At 63.9% G+C, this 15,989-nt stretch carries 12 protein-coding genes and 2 pseudogenes; 6 read left to right on the top strand and 8 right to left on the bottom strand.

All coding sequences use genetic code 11. The annotated features are described in order from the left end of the window. Window positions 1-84: 84 nt before the first annotated feature. Window positions 85-216 (bottom strand): annotated as a pseudogene (locus tag AC3WG5_RS09560) (IS3 family transposase); the annotation flags it as partial. 228 nt (window positions 217-444) lie between these two features. On the opposite strand from AC3WG5_RS09560, the pseudogene galE reads away from it, so the two are divergent. Next, a pseudogene (galE, locus tag AC3WG5_RS09565) lies at window positions 445-1,462 on the top strand (UDP-glucose 4-epimerase GalE). 61 nt (window positions 1,463-1,523) lie between these two features. On the opposite strand, the gene AC3WG5_RS09570 reads toward galE, so the two are convergent. From AC3WG5_RS09570 to AC3WG5_RS09600, 7 genes are all read right to left on the bottom strand, one after another. Beyond that, complete coding sequence (locus AC3WG5_RS09570; RefSeq protein WP_008953105.1) at window positions 1,524-2,939, bottom strand: EAL and HDOD domain-containing protein; 1,416 nt, start codon at window positions 2,937-2,939, stop codon at window positions 1,524-1,526. A 58-nt stretch (window positions 2,940-2,997) separates the two neighbouring features. Continuing rightward, a complete protein-coding gene (aroC, locus tag AC3WG5_RS09575) occupies window positions 2,998-4,098 on the bottom strand; it encodes a chorismate synthase (protein WP_492568515.1) in 1,101 nt (366 codons plus the stop codon). 103 nt (window positions 4,099-4,201) lie between these two features. After that, window positions 4,202-4,831 (bottom strand): 2OG-Fe(II) oxygenase, encoded by a 630-nt coding sequence (locus AC3WG5_RS09580; protein ID WP_492568516.1) that lies wholly within the window; start codon window positions 4,829-4,831, stop codon window positions 4,202-4,204. A gap of 248 nt (window positions 4,832-5,079) precedes the next feature. Beyond that, on the bottom strand, window positions 5,080-6,036 hold the full coding sequence (rlmF, locus tag AC3WG5_RS09585) for a 23S rRNA (adenine(1618)-N(6))-methyltransferase RlmF (RefSeq protein ID WP_492568517.1): 957 nt from the start codon (window positions 6,034-6,036) through the stop codon (window positions 5,080-5,082). Window positions 6,037-6,213: 177 nt separating this feature from the next. Next, a complete protein-coding gene (gene pepN / locus AC3WG5_RS09590; protein ID WP_492568518.1) occupies window positions 6,214-8,835 on the bottom strand; it encodes an aminopeptidase N in 2,622 nt (873 codons plus the stop codon). A gap of 149 nt (window positions 8,836-8,984) precedes the next feature. Continuing rightward, window positions 8,985-10,769, bottom strand: coding sequence for a M61 family metallopeptidase (locus AC3WG5_RS09595; RefSeq protein ID WP_492568519.1), 1,785 nt, complete (start codon window positions 10,767-10,769; stop codon window positions 8,985-8,987). After that, window positions 10,766-11,083 (bottom strand): hypothetical protein, encoded by a 318-nt coding sequence (locus AC3WG5_RS09600; protein ID WP_148282942.1) that lies wholly within the window; start codon window positions 11,081-11,083, stop codon window positions 10,766-10,768. The genes AC3WG5_RS09595 and AC3WG5_RS09600 overlap by 4 nt, the downstream gene beginning before the upstream one ends. 132 nt (window positions 11,084-11,215) lie before the next feature. On the opposite strand from AC3WG5_RS09600, the gene ccoN reads away from it, so the two are divergent. From ccoN to ccoG, 5 genes are all read left to right on the top strand, one after another. Then, window positions 11,216-12,643, top strand: coding sequence for a cytochrome-c oxidase, cbb3-type subunit I (gene ccoN, locus AC3WG5_RS09605; RefSeq protein WP_014086303.1), 1,428 nt, complete (start codon window positions 11,216-11,218; stop codon window positions 12,641-12,643). Between the two features lie 21 nt (window positions 12,644-12,664). Continuing rightward, window positions 12,665-13,279 carry a cytochrome-c oxidase, cbb3-type subunit II gene (ccoO, locus tag AC3WG5_RS09610; protein ID WP_008953112.1) on the top strand — a complete coding sequence of 205 codons (615 nt, stop codon included), beginning with the start codon at window positions 12,665-12,667 and terminating at the stop codon, window positions 13,277-13,279. A gap of 3 nt (window positions 13,280-13,282) precedes the next feature. Continuing rightward, entirely contained in the window at window positions 13,283-13,477 is a 195-nt protein-coding gene (locus tag AC3WG5_RS09615) for a cbb3-type cytochrome oxidase subunit 3 (protein ID WP_008953113.1), read from the top strand. After that, complete coding sequence (gene ccoP / locus AC3WG5_RS09620) at window positions 13,474-14,388, top strand: cytochrome-c oxidase, cbb3-type subunit III (protein ID WP_008953114.1); 915 nt, start codon at window positions 13,474-13,476, stop codon at window positions 14,386-14,388. The genes AC3WG5_RS09615 and ccoP overlap by 4 nt, the downstream gene beginning before the upstream one ends. 148 nt (window positions 14,389-14,536) lie before the next feature. Further along, window positions 14,537-15,988, top strand: a complete 1,452-nt coding sequence (ccoG, locus tag AC3WG5_RS09625; protein ID WP_482583040.1) for a cytochrome c oxidase accessory protein CcoG — start codon at window positions 14,537-14,539, stop codon at window positions 15,986-15,988. Window position 15,989 lies beyond the last annotated feature (1 nt).

Consider the following 15,989-nt stretch of genomic DNA (forward strand, 5'->3'; position numbering starts at 1 on the left):
CGGATATACGTGAGCAGTCGATCCGACGACCTGAACTGTGAAATGCTAGCAAGCCGGGAGGAGTCCATATACGCCCCGGCTTCCCTAGACACTTGTGAGCCGTTGGAAATATTGCATCTCATACTCTACCGGCGATAGCCCGTTTGCAGAACGGTGCCAGCGCTTTGAGTTGTAGATCATCTCGATGTAATCGAAGATGTCACGACGGGCGTCCTCCTATGCTCAAAACATAGGGCAGGATTGCCTACTGGAGCCGGGGCAGTCCAATGGGGATGCGGATGTGCATGGATAGACATCAAAACGGCAGCCTCCCCCCTGTCAACCGACACAACTAAACAATTGATAATCAAATAGTTTTTTGTTGACCACCGCACAATTCCCTCGCCGACAGCGTTTCCGCATAAAATGCCCTTCTGAACAGACAAGCAGGAAATAAAGCCAAGCATGGCCACCATTCTGGTTACCGGCGCCGCCGGCTACATCGGGTCGCACACCTGCGTCGAACTCCTCGCCGCCGGGCACGATATCGTCGCCATCGACAACCTGTGCAACAGCAAGCGCGAAGCGCTCAAGCGGGTGGCGCGCATCAGCGGCAAATCGCCACGCTTCTACCAGGCGGACATCCGTGATCGCGCGGCACTTGCCCGCGTGTTCCGCGAGCACGACATCGACGCGGTCATCCACTTTGCCGCGCTCAAGGCGGTGGGCGAATCGGTCGCCCAGCCGCTGACCTACTACCACAACAACGTCGCCGGCACGCTGTGCCTGCTCGAATGCATGCGCGAGGCCGGTGTCCGCCGCCTGGTGTTCAGTTCTTCCGCCACCGTTTACGGCGATCCGCACACGGTGCCGATCCGCGAGGACTTTCCGCTCGGCCCGAGCAACCCCTACGGCCACAGCAAGCTGATGATGGAACAGGTGCTGCGCGACGTGGCGGCGTCCGAGCCCGGCTGGCAGATCACCCTGCTGCGCTACTTCAACCCGGTGGGGGCGCACGAGAGCGGGCTGATCGGGGAAGACCCCAACGGCATCCCCAACAACCTGATGCCCTATATCAGCCAGGTCGCCGTGGGCAAGCTCGAAGCGCTGAACGTCTTCGGCAACGATTACCCGACCCCCGACGGCACCGGGGTGCGCGACTACATCCACGTGGTGGACCTCGCCGTCGCCCATTCACGCGCGGTGGAGAGCGCCCACGACGGGGTGCTGACACTGAACCTGGGAACCGGACGCGGCTACTCGGTGCTGGAGCTGGTGGCCGCCTTCAGCCACGCCAGCGGACGTGACATCCCCTACCGCGTCGCGCCGCGCCGGCGACATCGCCTGCTGCTACGCCGACCCGGCACAGGCGGAGGCGAGGCTGGGCTGGCGCGCCAGCCGTGACCTGGCAGCCATGTGCCGCGACAGCTGGCGCTGGCAGCAGCAGAATCCGGCCGGCTACCCCGACGACGCCACGCGATAACCCCTCCGCCCGGCAATCTGCCGGGCCTCTTGCTTGGCGCGGATGGCGACACCACTGCCGCTCATACCGCCTCGACGTTGCTGTGCACCTCGCTCTGGTGCAGCACCTCCTGAGTCCACAGGACGGCGTCTGTGTGGTAGCGGTTGATCAGCTCGTCGTCGAACTCCAGCATCTTGGCGATGGTATGCACTCGCGCCGTGTCGCCCTGCTCGCATGCCATGGCCAACAGCAGCTGCGGCGCGAACAGCCCCTTGTGGTTGACGATGGCCTCGCGCACCGGCGCCGGCAGTTCGATCGCGTTCAGCGTGTCGGGAAACGGGATATTCAGCAGGGCATCCAGCAAGGAGAACATGCCGGTCAGGAACAGGTGCTCGGCTTCCAGCTTGTTGCCCCGGTAGGCGCCGAGCCTTTCCATGAAGCGGGCGCGGATCAGCGACTTCTCGAGCAACGCCACCGAACGGCCGTCGTCCTTGCGCGCGGTGAACAGCAGCATCGACAGCCACTTGAACAGCGTGTCGCGCCCCAGCAGCATCAGCGTTTCCTCGATGCTCTGCACCTTGCGGCTCAGGCCGTTGACCGGCGAGTTGATGAAGCGCAGCAGCTTGAACAACAGCACCGAATCGAGCTTGAACTGCGCCTCGATCTCGCGGGTATCGGCGTTGGCGCGCAACAGGCGCATCAGTTCCAGCACCCGCACCTGGCTGGCGTCGCTCTTGCCGGTTTCCAGGCCGCGCACCAGCGTGACGAAGGAACCGTGGAACAGCGCGAAGCGATGGCTGCCCGGCGCGTGCAGGCAGACGTCCAGCTCCTCGGCGGTGCCGACGTTGCGCGCCAGCCAGCGTGCCTGCGGGTAGCGCTTGGGAAGCTGGTCGAGGATCGGCCCCAGCACGCGCGTGGACGGCGCGGCGAAGTCGAGCACCATGAAATCCATGCGGCCGAACAATTCCGGCTGCAGCCGCTCGGCCAACGCCTGGCTGTCGTAGCGCGCCGGCTCGACGGCAAACCGCAGGCCCTTCTGCTTCAGGGCATCCAGTCGCGGCAGCAGCGCCTCGGTCAGCGGCTCGTCACTGATCGGGTCGAGCACCAGGATCACGCTCTTGGCCGGCAGCTCGTCGAGCAGGGGCTCGTCGAGCGAGGCGATGGAGATGTTGACGAAGGCGCGGCGGTACGCCAGCAGGCGGAACACGTCCATGTTCTGCAGCGTGGAGAGCATCAGGCGATCGAATTCGCACTGCTTCTTGCCGGTCATCGCCGCCTGCTGAGCCTTGCGCACGGCGAACTCGTACGCCACCACGTGCTGCTGCCGGTCCATGATCGGCTGATGGGACACGAAGCCCAGCGTCGGCGGCAGGGTGACCGGCTGCTCGCGCGCCGCCAGGGTCATCTCGGTGTCGGGAGCGGAAACCGCCTCGGCGGGAGGGGGCTCCACTTCCTTGGAAGAGCCCCCCGTCAGGCTACCCAGCAGATTTTTCAGCATGATCAGAACATCCTTGAAAACCGCACGCTATGCATGAGGCATCGAGCCTCATACCACTCTAGCCGATCCGGCCGGGAATGCGCGGGGTATCGACGTGCACGTCGCCGCATTGCGCGCGATGGCGCAGGGCGTGGTCGATCAACACCAGCGCCAGCATGGCCTCGGCGATCGGCGTGGCGCGGATGGCCACGCACGGGTCGTGACGGCCGTGGGTCTCGACCATGATCGGGTTGCCCTGCTTGTCGATGGAGCGGCGTGGCGTGGCGATGCTGGAGGTCGGCTTGATGGCGATGTTGACCTCGATGTCCTGGCCGGTGGAAATGCCGCCCAGGATGCCCCCGGCGTGGTTGGAGGCGAAACCCTCGGGCGTCAGCTCGTCGCCGTGCTCGCTGCCCTTCTGCGCCACCGAGGCGAAGCCGGCGCCGATTTCCACGCCCTTGACGGCGTTGATGTTCATCATGGCGTAGGCGATGTCGGCGTCGAGGCGGTCGTACACCGGTTCGCCCCAGCCCACCGGGACGTTCTCGGCCACCACGCGCACCTTGCCGCCGACCGAGTCGAGGCTCTTGCGCACCGCATCCATGTAGGCTTCCAGCTCCGGCACGATGGCCTCGTCCGGGGCGAAGAAGGGGTTGGCCGAAACATGCTCCCAGCTGGTGAACGGGATGAGCTTCTCGCCGACCTGGCTCATGTGGCCGCGGATCACGATGCCGTGCTTCTCTTTCAGCCATTTCTTGGCGATGGCGCCGGCGGCGACGCGCACCGCGGTCTCGCGCGCCGAGGAACGGCCGCCGCCGCGCGGGTCGCGGATGCCGTACTTGTGCCAGTAGGTGTAGTCGGCGTGGCCGGGGCGGAAGGTCTCGGCGATGTTGCCGTAGTCCTTGGAGCGCTGGTCGGTATTGCGGATCAGCAGCGCGATCGGGGTGCCGGTGGTCTTGCCCTGGTACACGCCGGAGAGGATTTCCACCGTGTCCGGTTCGCGGCGCTGCGTGACGTGGCGGCTGGTGCCGGGCTTGCGGCGGTCGAGCTCCTGCTGGATGTCCGTCTCGGATAATTCCATGCCGGGCGGGCAGCCGTCGACGACGCAGCCGATGGCCGGTCCGTGGCTTTCGCCAAAAGAGGTAACGGTAAACAGCAGGCCCATGCTATTGCCAGACATCGCTTTATCCCTTGCTTATTTTTCGGTGATCGCGATCGATTTTAGCACGGGAGCGGCTTTGCTTCTGCGGCACGTTCGGCCGGCGCGGCAGGCGACCAACCCGCTACCAGGGGACGCTGCCGCTGCGACGGCGATACCAGCCGGTGACCGACAGGCGCTGCTGGCGGGCGGGCAGCACTTCGTGCCAGAAACAGTCGGACAGGAACAGCACCAGCGTGCCGGCTTCCGGCTCGATGTCGACGAACTGCTGGCATTCATCGTCCAGATAGAGCCGGATCTGCCCGCCCGCGTCCTTCGGCCAACCTTCGTTGAGGTAGAACACCGTGGTCAGGGTGCGCGCGTCGTCGTCGCGGAAGCGGTCGAGGTGTTTCTTGTAGAACGCGCCTGCCGGATAGACCGCGAAGTGCGACTCCAGCTCGGCCAAGCCCAGGTAGAGGCCGCGGTTGACCCCCCACATCACCTCGTCCATCACCGCGTTGTACGCCGCCACCGCCGGTTGTTCGGCCACCTGGTCGAGCCACAGCACCGAGTCGGAACGGATTTCGGCACGCCGCGCCTGGCCGTCGGCGCGGCCGGTGGCGGCCTCGTGGAACAGTCCTTCCTCCCACACGTCCAGGCAGGATTCACGCAGCGCCGCGGTCAGCTCCGCCGGCAGGGCGTGGGGGATGACGATCCAGCCGTGCTCGGCGAGGGCGTCGATGGCGGTGTCGAGATCGAAGTTGAGCGCGCTCATAGGGTCTTTCAGCAAAATCGGTATGCTGCGGTTTCTATCATAGGCGCCAGCCCCTGGCCAATGCGCCAGATCAAGGCGCGGCGGACGAGCGGGACGGATGAGCCCTCAGCGCCTGTTTACGATCTCGCGAGCTAGAGCGAGGCAAGGCAAAAACGGCTGAGGAAGCGGAGTTTACAAGCAGTAAATGAGCATTCCGAAGACGTTTTTAACGCCGTATCGCCGACGCGCAGCAGATCGTAAACAGGCTCTCAGCGCGCCCAGCGGGCGGCGCGCCATTCCGCCAGCCCGGCCTCGTCCAGATAGCTCCACGCCACCAGCCGGCTCGTCTTCTGTCCCTGCGCCATGGCGATGGTTTCCACGCGGCGGGCACCGGCCTGCTTGAGCGCGCGGTACAGGCCCGGCAAGTTGGCCTCCTTCGACACCAGCGACGAGAACCAGCAGCACTGCCGGGCGAAGCTGGCGCTCTCGCTGACCATGGTGCGCAGAAAACCCGCTTCGCCACCGTCGCACCACAATTCCGCATGCTGGCCGCCGAAGTTGAGCACGGTCTTGGCCGGCCGCTTGCCGCTCAGGTTGGTGAGCTTGCGGCGCGTGCCCGCCTCCGCCTCCTGCGCCGAGGCGTGGAACGGCGGGTTGCACAGCGTGAGGTCGAAACGGTCGTCGCGCTTGATCACGCCCCGGAACACGTTGGCCGAAGACGCCTGGCGGCGCAGCCTGACCGCCCCGGCCAGCACCGGGTTGGCGTCGACGATGGCCTGCGCCGAGCGCAGCGCCAGCAGGTCGATGTCCGAGCCGACGAAGCGCCAGCCGTACACCGCGCGGCCAATGATCGGATAGACGCAGTTGGCGCCGACACCGACGTCGAGCGCGTTGACGCGCGCCGGCAACGCCCCGCCGTTGCTGGCGGCCAGCAGGTCGGCCAGGTGATGGATATAGTCGGCGCGGCCGGGGATGGGCGGACACAGGTAGCCGGGTGGAATATCCCAGTGCGCGATGCCGTAATGGTGCGCCAGCAATGCCCGGTTGAGCATCTTCACCGCCGCCGGGTCGGCGAAATCCACGCTGTCGTCGCCGTAGGCATTACGGGCGACGAAGCGTGCCAGATCCGGACAGGCGGCGATCAGCGCCGCGAAATCGTAGCGCTGACGATGCGCGTTGCGCGGATGCAGCCCGGGTTTGGGTGGCGTGGTTTTGGGGTGGGTCATGAAATCGGCCACAAACAGGATGCGGCGGATTGTACGGGGTTTGCTCCCGCCTCAACACTGCCCCGTCGCCGCCGAGCCAGAACGCGGCCTGAGCCCATCCACGCCGGGCACAAAAAAACCGCACGGCCATGGGCCGTACGGTTTGGTGCCGTCCGCGAGAACCGGGGCTTGCGGGGCTCAGGCGTCCAGGTTCTTCGACACGATCTCGTACACGTCGCGCGACAGCGGCAACGCCAGCAGACGCTCCAGCTCGGCCTTCATCAGGCCTCGGCGCACCGGCTCGAGTTTCTTCCAGCGGTTGAACAGTTGCACCAGCCGGCTCGCCACCTGCGGGTTGAAGGCGTCGATGGCGGCGACCTGCTCGGCCAGGAAACGGTAACCGGAGCCGTCGGCGGCGTGGAAGTGCAGCTGGTTGCGGCCGAAGCTGCCCAGCAGCGCACGCGCCTTGTTGGGGTTCTTCAGCGAGAAGGCCGGGTGTTCCAGCGCCTCGCGCACGCGCGGCAGCGTGTCCGGCAGCTGGCAGCTCGCCACCAGCATGAAGTACTTGTCCATCACCAGCGCGTCGTCCTGCCAGCGCCGGGCGAATTCGGCGAAGCAGTGGTCGCGCTCCGCGCCGGCGCGGTCGCGCAGCGCCGACAGCGCCCCCATCTGGTCGGTCATGTTGTCGGCCTGCAGGCACTGCGTTTCCGCCGCTTCGGCCGGCCAGACGTCGTCGAGACGGCACAGCATGGCCAGCGCCAGGTTCTTCAGCGCGCGCTTGCCGGCATCCTGCGGCCGGTAGCTGCGGGTCTGGTAGAGATCGTAGGCCTCGTGCCACTCGCCGCGCAGCGCCTGCGCCAGACCGTCGAGCATCGCCTCGCGCACCTCGTGGATCAGCACCGGATCGGCATCGTCGACCAGTTCCAGCAGTTCCGCCTCGGCAGGCAGCGCCAGCATCAGCGCCTTGAACGCCGGATCGGCGGCATGGTCCTTCAACACGGCGCGGAACGCCGCCACCAGCGTTTCGGAGGACGAGCCCTGGCGCCCGGCCTGACGCTCGGCGATCTGCTGGCGCAACAGGCGCTGCCCCAGGGTCTGGCCCGCCTCCCAGCGGCAGAACGGATCGCTGTCGTGCGCCATCAGGAACGCCAGTTCGTCGTCGCGCCAGGCGAAGTCGAGCCGCACCGGCGCCGAGAAGCCACGCAGCAGCGACGGCACCGGCTCGGCCGGGACGTCGACGAACACGAAGCGTTGTTCGGCCAATGTCACGTCGAGCACGCGCGAGGTGCCCGCCGCGTCGCTCTCGCCCTCCAGCCGCAACGGCAGGTCGGCGCCGTCCTCGCCCAACAGGCCCAGCGCCAGCGGGATGTGGAACGGTTGCTTGTCGGACTGCCCCGGCGTCGCCGGACAGCTTTGCTTTACCGTCAGCGTGTAGCTCTGCTCGGCCGGGCTGTACTGGCCGCTCACGCTCAACAGCGGCGTGCCGGCCTGGCTGTACCACAGCGCGAACTGCGCCAGGTCCACACCGTTGGCGTCGGCCATGGCGGCGCGGAAGTCGTCGCAGGTGACGGCCTGACCGTCGTGGCGCTTGAAGTACAGGTCCATGCCCTTGCGGAAGCCGTCGCGGCCGAGCAGGGTCTGGTACATGCGCACCACCTCGGCGCCCTTCTCGTACACCGTCATGGTGTAGAAGTTGTTCATCTCGATGTACGACTCGGGACGGATCGGGTGCGCGGTCGGGCCGGCGTCTTCCGGAAACTGCAAGGCGCGCAGCTGCTTGACGTCGCTGATGCGGCACACCGCGCGGCTCGACATGTCGGCCGAGAACTCCTGGTCGCGGAACACCGTCAGCCCTTCCTTCAGCGACAGCTGGAACCAGTCGCGGCAGGTGACGCGGTTGCCGGTCCAGTTGTGGAAGTATTCATGGCCGATCACGCCCTCCACGTTGTGGAAGTCGTCGTCGGTGGCGTTTTCCTGTCGCGCCAGCACGTACTTGGTGTTGAAGATGTTGAGGCCCTTGTTCTCCATCGCCCCCATGTTGAAGTCGCCGACCGCCACGATCATGTAGATGTCGAGGTCGTACTCGAGGCCGAAGCGGTCCTCGTCCCATTTCATCGCGCGCTTGAGCGACTCCATGGCATGCGCCACCTTGTCCTGGTCGGCCGCCTCGGTCCACACCTCCAGCGTCACCTGGCGCCCGCCCGGGGTGGTGTGGCTGTCGCGCCGCACCGCCAGCCGCCCCGCCACCAGCGCGAACAGATAGGCCGGCTTGCGGTAGGGGTCGACCCAGCGCACCCAGTGGCGCTTCTTGTCGACCATGCCCTCGCCCACCTTGTTGCCGTTGGACAACAGCACCGGGTACTTCTGCTTGTCGGCGACGATGGTGGTGGTGAACTTCGACATCACGTCCGGACGGTCGAGGTAATAGGTGATCTTGCGAAAGCCCTCCGGCTCGCATTGGGTGAACAGGTTGCCGTTGGAAGCGTAGAGCCCCATCAGGCTGGTATTGGCGGCCGGAACGAGCTCGGTCTCGATCTCCAGGATGAAACTGTCCGGCACGTCGGCGATCACCAGCGTCTCGTCGCCCAGGCGGTAGCGCCCTTCGGCCAACCTTTCGCCGTCGAGCGTCACCGCCACCAGCTTGGCGCAGCCGTCGAGCCGCAGCTCGGTATCGTCATAACCGCTATGGCGCCGCACGAGCAGGCGCGAATAGACACGCGTCACCTCGTCGAAGATGTCGAACTTCAGGTCCACGCGGTCCAGGTTGAACGCGGGGGCCTGGTAATGTTTCAGGTATTTCACTTCGGGTTGCTGGGCCATGTCTTCACCTAATCAAGGGCCGTTTCAGGTGATTCCGCCCTGCTGCTGCTCGCTGGCGTGGTCGGCCAGCCGCGCAGACACCACTGCGGCGGGATAGCGCCGCAGCGACAATTCGGCCCGGCGATGGCGGGCCTGGCGGAATCCGTGTTTCAGTGTTTGAGCCAGCGCGCGCCGGCAGGTTTCAGCAACAGCCGGCAGGTATCGGCCGGGGCCGCCTGCAGCAGCACGTTGAACGTCATCAATTGGTCGCGCCGGAAGGCGTGCAGCTTGACCGTCTCGCCCGGCTGGAAGCGCGCCAGCGCCTTGTCCAGATCGCCCACCTTCAGGCGGTCGAGCGCCACCACCACGTCGCCGCCGGAGAGGCCGGCCTGCTGCGCAGCGCCGCCATCCAGCACGTGGGTCAGCTTCACCCCGAGCGGGTCGCTGGCGCTGCGCACGCCCAGCACCGCCCGCGCCGGCTTGCCTGCCAGCGCGTCGACCACACCACCGCGGTCGTTCGCCCCCTCGGCCGGCGCCAGCGCCATCTCCACCCCCTGGCTCGCCAGCAGCTCCGGCAACGGCAGATCGGCGGTGGAACGCAGCGCACCATCGAAGAAGGCGCGCAGATCGAGCCCGGTGGCCTCTGCCGCGAGGCGCTCCCACTCGTCCTCGGCCAGAGCCTGGCCGTCGGCCAGCCACTTCTGCCACAAGGCGCGCATCACGTCGTCGAGCGACTTGGCGTCGCCGCTCTCGCGCCGGATCAGCAAGTCCAATGCCAAGGCCGCCAAGGCACCCTTGGTGTAGTAGCTGACCAGACTGTTGGGGCTGTTCTCATCCTGACGATAGTACTTGGTCCAGGCGTTGAAACTGGATTCTTCCAGGGTCTGCTTGCGCCGCCCGGCCCCCCGCTCGACGCCGCTGATGGTCTCCGCGAGCAGGCCAAGGTAACGTTTCTCGTCGATCAGCCCGCAGCGCACCAGGGTCAGCTCGTCGTAATACGAGGTCACGCCCTCGAACGCCCACAGCAGGCGGGTATAGTTTTCCCGGCTCAGGTCGTAGGGGGAGAATGCCGCCGGCTTCAGGCGCTTGACGTTCCAGCTGTGGAAGTATTCGTGGCTGATCAGCCCCAGGAGGCGCAGATAGCCGTCGCCGATGGTCTTGTCGCCCGCCTGCGGCAGGTCGTCGCGATTGGCCAACAGCGCGGTCGAGGCGCGATGCTCCAGCCCGCCGTAGACGTCCTTGCCGACGTAGAGCAGAAACACGTAGCGCTCGAACGGCGCAGGTTGGCCGAACAGATTGATCTGCCATTCGCAGATCTTCTTCACGTCGCGAGCCAGGCGCTTGAGGTCGGCACGGAAACGGCCGGCGACGACAAACTCGTGCGGCACGCCGCAGGCCTTGAAGCTGACCCGTTCGAACACCCCCATCTCCACCGGGTGATCGATCAGCTCGTCGTAATCGGCTGCGCGGTAGACACCGAACCCGGATTTTTTCTTGACCTCGTGCGCCGGCAGGCTAGTGGCCAGCTGCCAGTCGGCGAATGCCTTGCCCGCGGGCGGCAGGATCGCCACCTCGCAGGGGCTACTTTGGTAGCCTTCCGCCATCAGGAACACGCTGCTACCGTTAAAAAAGCCGCGCTCGCCATCGAGGTACGCGCCCCGCACCGACAGGTCGAAACAGTAGACCTGATAGCGCAGGGTCAACGTCCCCGCCACCGGCGCCGCCTGCCAGCTATGCTTGTCGAGCTGGGTCAACGCCACCGCCTGTCCGGCGGACTCGGCCTGCAGCGTCACGATCTGGCGGGCGAATTCGCGGATCAGGTAGCTGCCCGGAATCCAGGCCGGCAAACGCACGATCTGCCCCTCGCGGGCCGGGCGCGCCACCGTCATGACGACCTCGAACAGATGGGCTTCAGGCGAGAGGGGGGATATCTGGTAGCAGACGGGCACGGTCATGGCGAATTACCTGTCATGGCGAAAAGCGCCGATTCTAGCATCGCACTGCGCGGAATGCTGCCCGGCAAGCCGAGTTGATCCAAATCAAAGGTCCCTTGCCTGATGACAATATAATCCGGAACAGTCGCAGCATCGGGTGAGAGCACCCGGGAGGGAAATTCCGCGGACCGAAATGCCGGACGATAGGCGCCAAAAGCACAAGCCACGGCTGGTCCGGCCAATGCAATTGTTTTAGAATGATCAGATAAATAAAGGGGGAAACTGCGTCTGTTGCCGCCATGAGCGAGCAGTGGCGCGCCCCGGGCAACGATCATGCCCTTGATTTATCTCAAGTTCGGAATTTCAGCGAGTTGAAGTCCCTTTCCACATGGGGACGGAAAACCGGGCTTCAAGTCGCCACGGATTGTAAAAAAGTTCTGAGTTAGCAACCTTGGAGAGAATCGTAAATGGAATCGCAATCCACTTATAACTATAAGGTGGTGCGCCAGTTTGCCATCATGACCGTCGTATGGGGCATTGTTGGCATGCTGGTGGGCGTCGTCATCGCCGCCCAGCTGGTGTGGCCGGAGCTCAATTTTGGGCCCTACTTCCACTTCGGCCGCCTGCGCCCGCTGCACACCAACGCCGTCATCTTCGCCTTCGGCGGCTGCGGCCTGTTCGCCACCTCGTACTACGTGGTGCAACGCACCTGTAACGTCCGGCTGATCTCGGACAAACTGGCTGCCTTCACCTTCTGGGGCTGGCAACTGGTGATCCTGGCCGCGGCCATCACCCTGCCGCTGGGACTCACGTCCAGCAAGGAATACGCCGAGCTCGAATGGCCGATCGATATCCTGATCACCATCGTCTGGGTCGCCTATGCCATCGTGTTCTTCGGCACCATCGCCATCCGCAAGGTCAAGCATATCTATGTAGCCAACTGGTTCTACGGTGGCTTCATCCTGGCCGTGGCGCTGCTGCACATCGTCAACAACCTGGAAATCCCGGTGACGATGTGGAAGTCCTACTCGGTGTACAGCGGTGCCGTCGACGCCATGGTGCAATGGTGGTACGGCCACAACGCCGTGGGCTTCTTCCTGACCGCCGCCTTCCTCGGCATGATGTACTACTTCGTACCGAAGCAGGCTGGTCGCCCGGTGTACTCCTACCGCCTGTCCGTGGTGCACTTCTGGGCGCTTATCTTCACCTACATGTGGGCCGGCCCGCACCATCTGCACTACACCGCCCTGCCTGACTGGACCCAGTCTGTCGGCATGGTGTTCTCGCTGATTCTGTTCGCACCGTCCTGGGGTGGCATGATCAACGGCATCATGACCCTGTCCGGCGCCTGGCACAAACTGCGCACCGACCCGATCTTGAAATTCCTGGTGGTCTCGCTGTCGTTCTACGGCATGTCCACCTTCGAAGGCCCGATGATGGCCATCAAGACCGTGAACGCCCTGTCGCACTACACCGACTGGACCATCGGCCACGTGCACTCCGGCGCTCTGGGTTGGGTCGGTTTCATCACCATCGGCTCGATGTACTACCTGCTGCCGCGCCTGTTCGGCCGTGAAGAAATGCACAGCGTCAAGCTGATCGAAGCTCACTTCTGGCTCGCTACCGTCGGCGTGGTGCTGTACATCGCCGCACTGTGGATTTCCGGCGTGATGCAGGGCCTGATGTGGCGCGCACTGAACCCGGACGGCACCCTGACCTACGCCTTCGCCGAAGTCGTCAAGGCCACCTACCCGTACCACTTTGTCCGCCTCTTGGGTGGTGCCCTGTACCTGACCGGTATGCTGGTCATGGCTTACAACACCTTCCGTACCGTCACTGCCGGTCGCGCCGTTGACGCCAAGATCCCGTCCGTCACCGCCTCGGCACACGCTTAAGCGGAAAGGGTTAAGAAGAACATGGAAAAGATTCAGAAACTGGTTGAAGAGCACGTCGGCTACCTGATCGTATTGACCGTCCTGGTGATCAGCGTGGCCGGCCTGGTGGAAATCGTACCGCTGATGTTCCAGAAATCCACCACCGAGCCGGTCGCCGGCGTCAAGCCGTACAACGCGCTGCAACTGGCGGGGCGTGACATCTACATCCGCGAAGGCTGCCACGTCTGCCACTCGCAGATGATCCGCCCGTTCCGTGCCGAAACCGAGCGTTACGGTCACTACTCCGTGGCCGGCGAGTCGGTTTACGACCACCCGTTCCTGTGGGGTTCCAAGCGCACCGGCCCGGACCTGGCCCGTGTCGGCGGCCGCTATTCCGACGAATGGCACCGCGTGCACCTGACCAACCCGCGCGACGTGGTACCGGAATCCAACATGCCGGCCTTCCCGTGGCTGGCCAAGAACCTGGTCGACGCCGAAGTGCTGCCAAAGAAGATGGCCGCACTGCGCAAGGTAGGCGTGCCGTACACCGACAAGGACATCGCCGAGGCAACCGCCCAGGCGCAAGGCAAGTCGGAACTGGACGCTGTCATCGCCTACCTGCAAGGTCTCGGTCTTGCACTCAAGAACGTACGTTAAGCCATGGATTGGACCAATCTGGGGCGCAGCCTGTTCACGGTGTTCTGCTTCGTCGTGTTCATCGTGATCCTGCTGGGGGCCTACAGCAAGAAATCCAAGAAACGGTACGAGGAGGCAGCCAACCAGCTGTTCCTCGATGACGACAAGGTGCAGGAGGCCGGCAAGGACTCGCCGGCCTCCAACGGAGCAAAACAATGAGTGATTTCGTAAGTGATTTCTGGGGCGTATACATCGCCGTCGTGGTAATCGTCGGCATCGTAGGCCTTGCCTACCTGCTCTTCAGCCAGTCCAAGACCAACCTGAAGAAGGGCGAGAAGGTCGAGACCGTCGGCCATGTCTGGGACGACGACCTGGAGGAGTACAACAACCCGCTGCCGCGCTGGTGGATGATGCTGTTCTACATCACCCTGGTGTTCGGCGCGGTGTACCTAGTGCTCTACCCCGGCCTTGGAACCTTCAAGGGTATCCGCGGCTGGACGTCGGTCGGCCAGTACAACGAGGAGCGCAGCCAGGCCGAAGCCAAGTACCAGCCGCTGTACGACAAGTTCCTGAAGCAGGACATCCAGACCGTGGCGGCCAATCCGGAAGCCCAGGCCATGGGCAAGCGCCTGTTCCAGACCTACTGCGTGCAGTGCCATGGTTCTGACGCCCGCGGCGCCAAGGGGTTCCCGAACCTGACCGACAACGACTGGCTGCATGGCGGCACGCCGCAGAAGATCGAGGAGACCATCACCATCGGCCGTCACGGTCAGATGCCGGCCTGGGGTGCGGCATTCGGCGAGGAAAAGGTCAAGGACGTGGCCAACTACGTGATGTCGCTGTCCGGCAAGAAACATGACGCCGACCGCGCGGCTCGCGGCAAGGAAACCTTCTCCGCCGTGTGCGCGGCCTGCCATGGCCCGGACGGCAAAGGCAACCAGGCCATGGGGGCTCCGAACCTGACCGACAACATCTGGCTGTACGGTGGCACCGAAAAGACCATCATCGAGACCATCACCAACGGTCGCAACAACCAGATGCCGGCCTGGAAGGACTTCCTCGGCGAAGGCAAGGTACACCTGCTGGCGTCCTACGTCTGGGGGCTGTCCAACAACACCAAGGCTCAGTAAGTCTTGATTCGCAATACTGCCCGCTCGTCGCGGGCAGTATTGCTTGGCACCAATGCTTAGCATGCAAACATAATATAAAATTTTTAATAGAAGCTTTCGGCAAATCGGTATACACCGCTTTCCCAAAATCTTTTCGCAGGAAATCACGATGCCCGAATCACTGAAAGATATCCCCATCAAGGTGGAGCAACGTGCCACGCAGAAGAATGCGGCACAGGACACCACGGAAGTGTCGTTGTACGAAGAGCGTCAGAAAATCTATCCGCGCAGCGTCAAAGGCCTGTTCAACAACTGGCGCATCGTGTTCGTGCTGGGCACTCAGCTCGTCTTCTTCGGCATTCCCTGGCTGATGTGGAACGGTCGCCAGGCCGTGCATTTCGACCTGGTCAACCGCCAGTTCCACCTGTTCGGGCTGACCATCTGGCCGCAGGACTTCGTCTATCTCGCCGCCCTCCTGATATGCAGCGCCTTCGGTCTGTTTGCCTGGACCACCATCGCGGGTCGGCTGTGGTGCGGTTATTCCTGTCCGCAGACGGTGTACACCGAGATCATGCTGTGGATCGAGCAATGGGTTGAAGGCGACCGCAACAAGCGCATGAAGCTCGACAAGCAGCCGATGAACCTCACCAAGTTCCGCATCAAGTTCACCAAGCATACGCTGATGGTGCTGTTCTCCTTGGTCACCGGTTTCACCCTGGTTGGCTACTTCACGCCGATCCGGGATCTGGTCGCCGCCGCGCCGGGCTTCAATTACGGTCCGTGGGAAACGTTCTGGATGTTCTTCTACGGCGGCTTCACCTATTTGTTCGCCGGCATGATGCGCGAGCAGGTGTGCAAGTACATGTGCCCGTACGCCCGCTTCCAGGCCGTCATGTTCGACGCCGATACGCTGATCATTTCCTACGACGAGAAGCGCGGCGAACCGCGTGGCGCCCGCAAGAAAGGCCTCGACCCGCGCAGCGAAGGGCTGGGCGATTGCATCAACTGCAGTATCTGCGTGCAGGTCTGCCCGGTCGGCATCGACATCCGCAACGGTTTGCAATACGAATGCATCGGCTGTGCCGCCTGTATCGACGGCTGCGACGAGGTCATGGACAAGATGGGCTACCCGCGTGGCCTGATCCGCTACACCACGGAAAATGCCCTGGAAGGCAAATACAGCGAGAAGGAGATCGTGTCGCGCCTGAAACGGCCGCGCGTGGTGCTGTACTCGCTGCTTCTGCTCACCATTCTGATCGCTGCCGTCGTCTCGTTCTCGCAACGCAAGCCGTTTAAGGTGGACATTATCCGTGACCGCGCCTCGCTGGTCAGAGAAACCGACGAAGGCTGGCTGGAGAACAGCTATAGCGTGAAAATCATCAACGTCTCGGAACGAACCCAGCGCTTCCAGCTCACAGTCGAGGGTCTGCCGGGAATCAAGCTGGAAACCGACAAGCCGATCATCACGGTCAAGGGTACCGAAACCGAAACCGTGCCGGTACGTGTCGAGGCCGACCCGCAATACGCCACCAAGGGCAGCCACGAAATCCACTTCGTGATCCAGTCCGCCGACGATCAGGCGCTGCGCGTGGAAGAAAAATCAAGTTTCATCGGAGAATAAG

This window comes from Pseudogulbenkiania sp. FW507-F1, assembly GCF_058781125.1.

Coding starts and splice junctions, on each gene's coding strand:
- AC3WG5_RS09570 (WP_008953105.1), bottom strand. CDS start 2,939: ATGCTGAAAAATCTGCTGGGTAGCCTGACGGGGGGCTCTTCCAAGGAA.
- aroC (WP_492568515.1), bottom strand. CDS start 4,098: ATGTCTGGCAATAGCATGGGCCTGCTGTTTACCGTTACCTCTTTTGGC.
- AC3WG5_RS09580 (WP_492568516.1), bottom strand. CDS start 4,831: ATGAGCGCGCTCAACTTCGATCTCGACACCGCCATCGACGCCCTCGCC.
- rlmF (WP_492568517.1), bottom strand. CDS start 6,036: ATGACCCACCCCAAAACCACGCCACCCAAACCCGGGCTGCATCCGCGC.
- pepN (WP_492568518.1), bottom strand. CDS start 8,835: ATGGCCCAGCAACCCGAAGTGAAATACCTGAAACATTACCAGGCCCCC.
- AC3WG5_RS09595 (WP_492568519.1), bottom strand. CDS start 10,769: ATGACCGTGCCCGTCTGCTACCAGATATCCCCCCTCTCGCCTGAAGCC.
- AC3WG5_RS09600 (WP_148282942.1), bottom strand. CDS start 11,083: ATGATCGTTGCCCGGGGCGCGCCACTGCTCGCTCATGGCGGCAACAGA.
- ccoN (WP_014086303.1), top strand. CDS start 11,216: ATGGAATCGCAATCCACTTATAACTATAAGGTGGTGCGCCAGTTTGCC.
- ccoO (WP_008953112.1), top strand. CDS start 12,665: ATGGAAAAGATTCAGAAACTGGTTGAAGAGCACGTCGGCTACCTGATC.
- AC3WG5_RS09615 (WP_008953113.1), top strand. CDS start 13,283: ATGGATTGGACCAATCTGGGGCGCAGCCTGTTCACGGTGTTCTGCTTC.
- ccoP (WP_008953114.1), top strand. CDS start 13,474: ATGAGTGATTTCGTAAGTGATTTCTGGGGCGTATACATCGCCGTCGTG.
- ccoG (WP_482583040.1), top strand. CDS start 14,537: ATGCCCGAATCACTGAAAGATATCCCCATCAAGGTGGAGCAACGTGCC.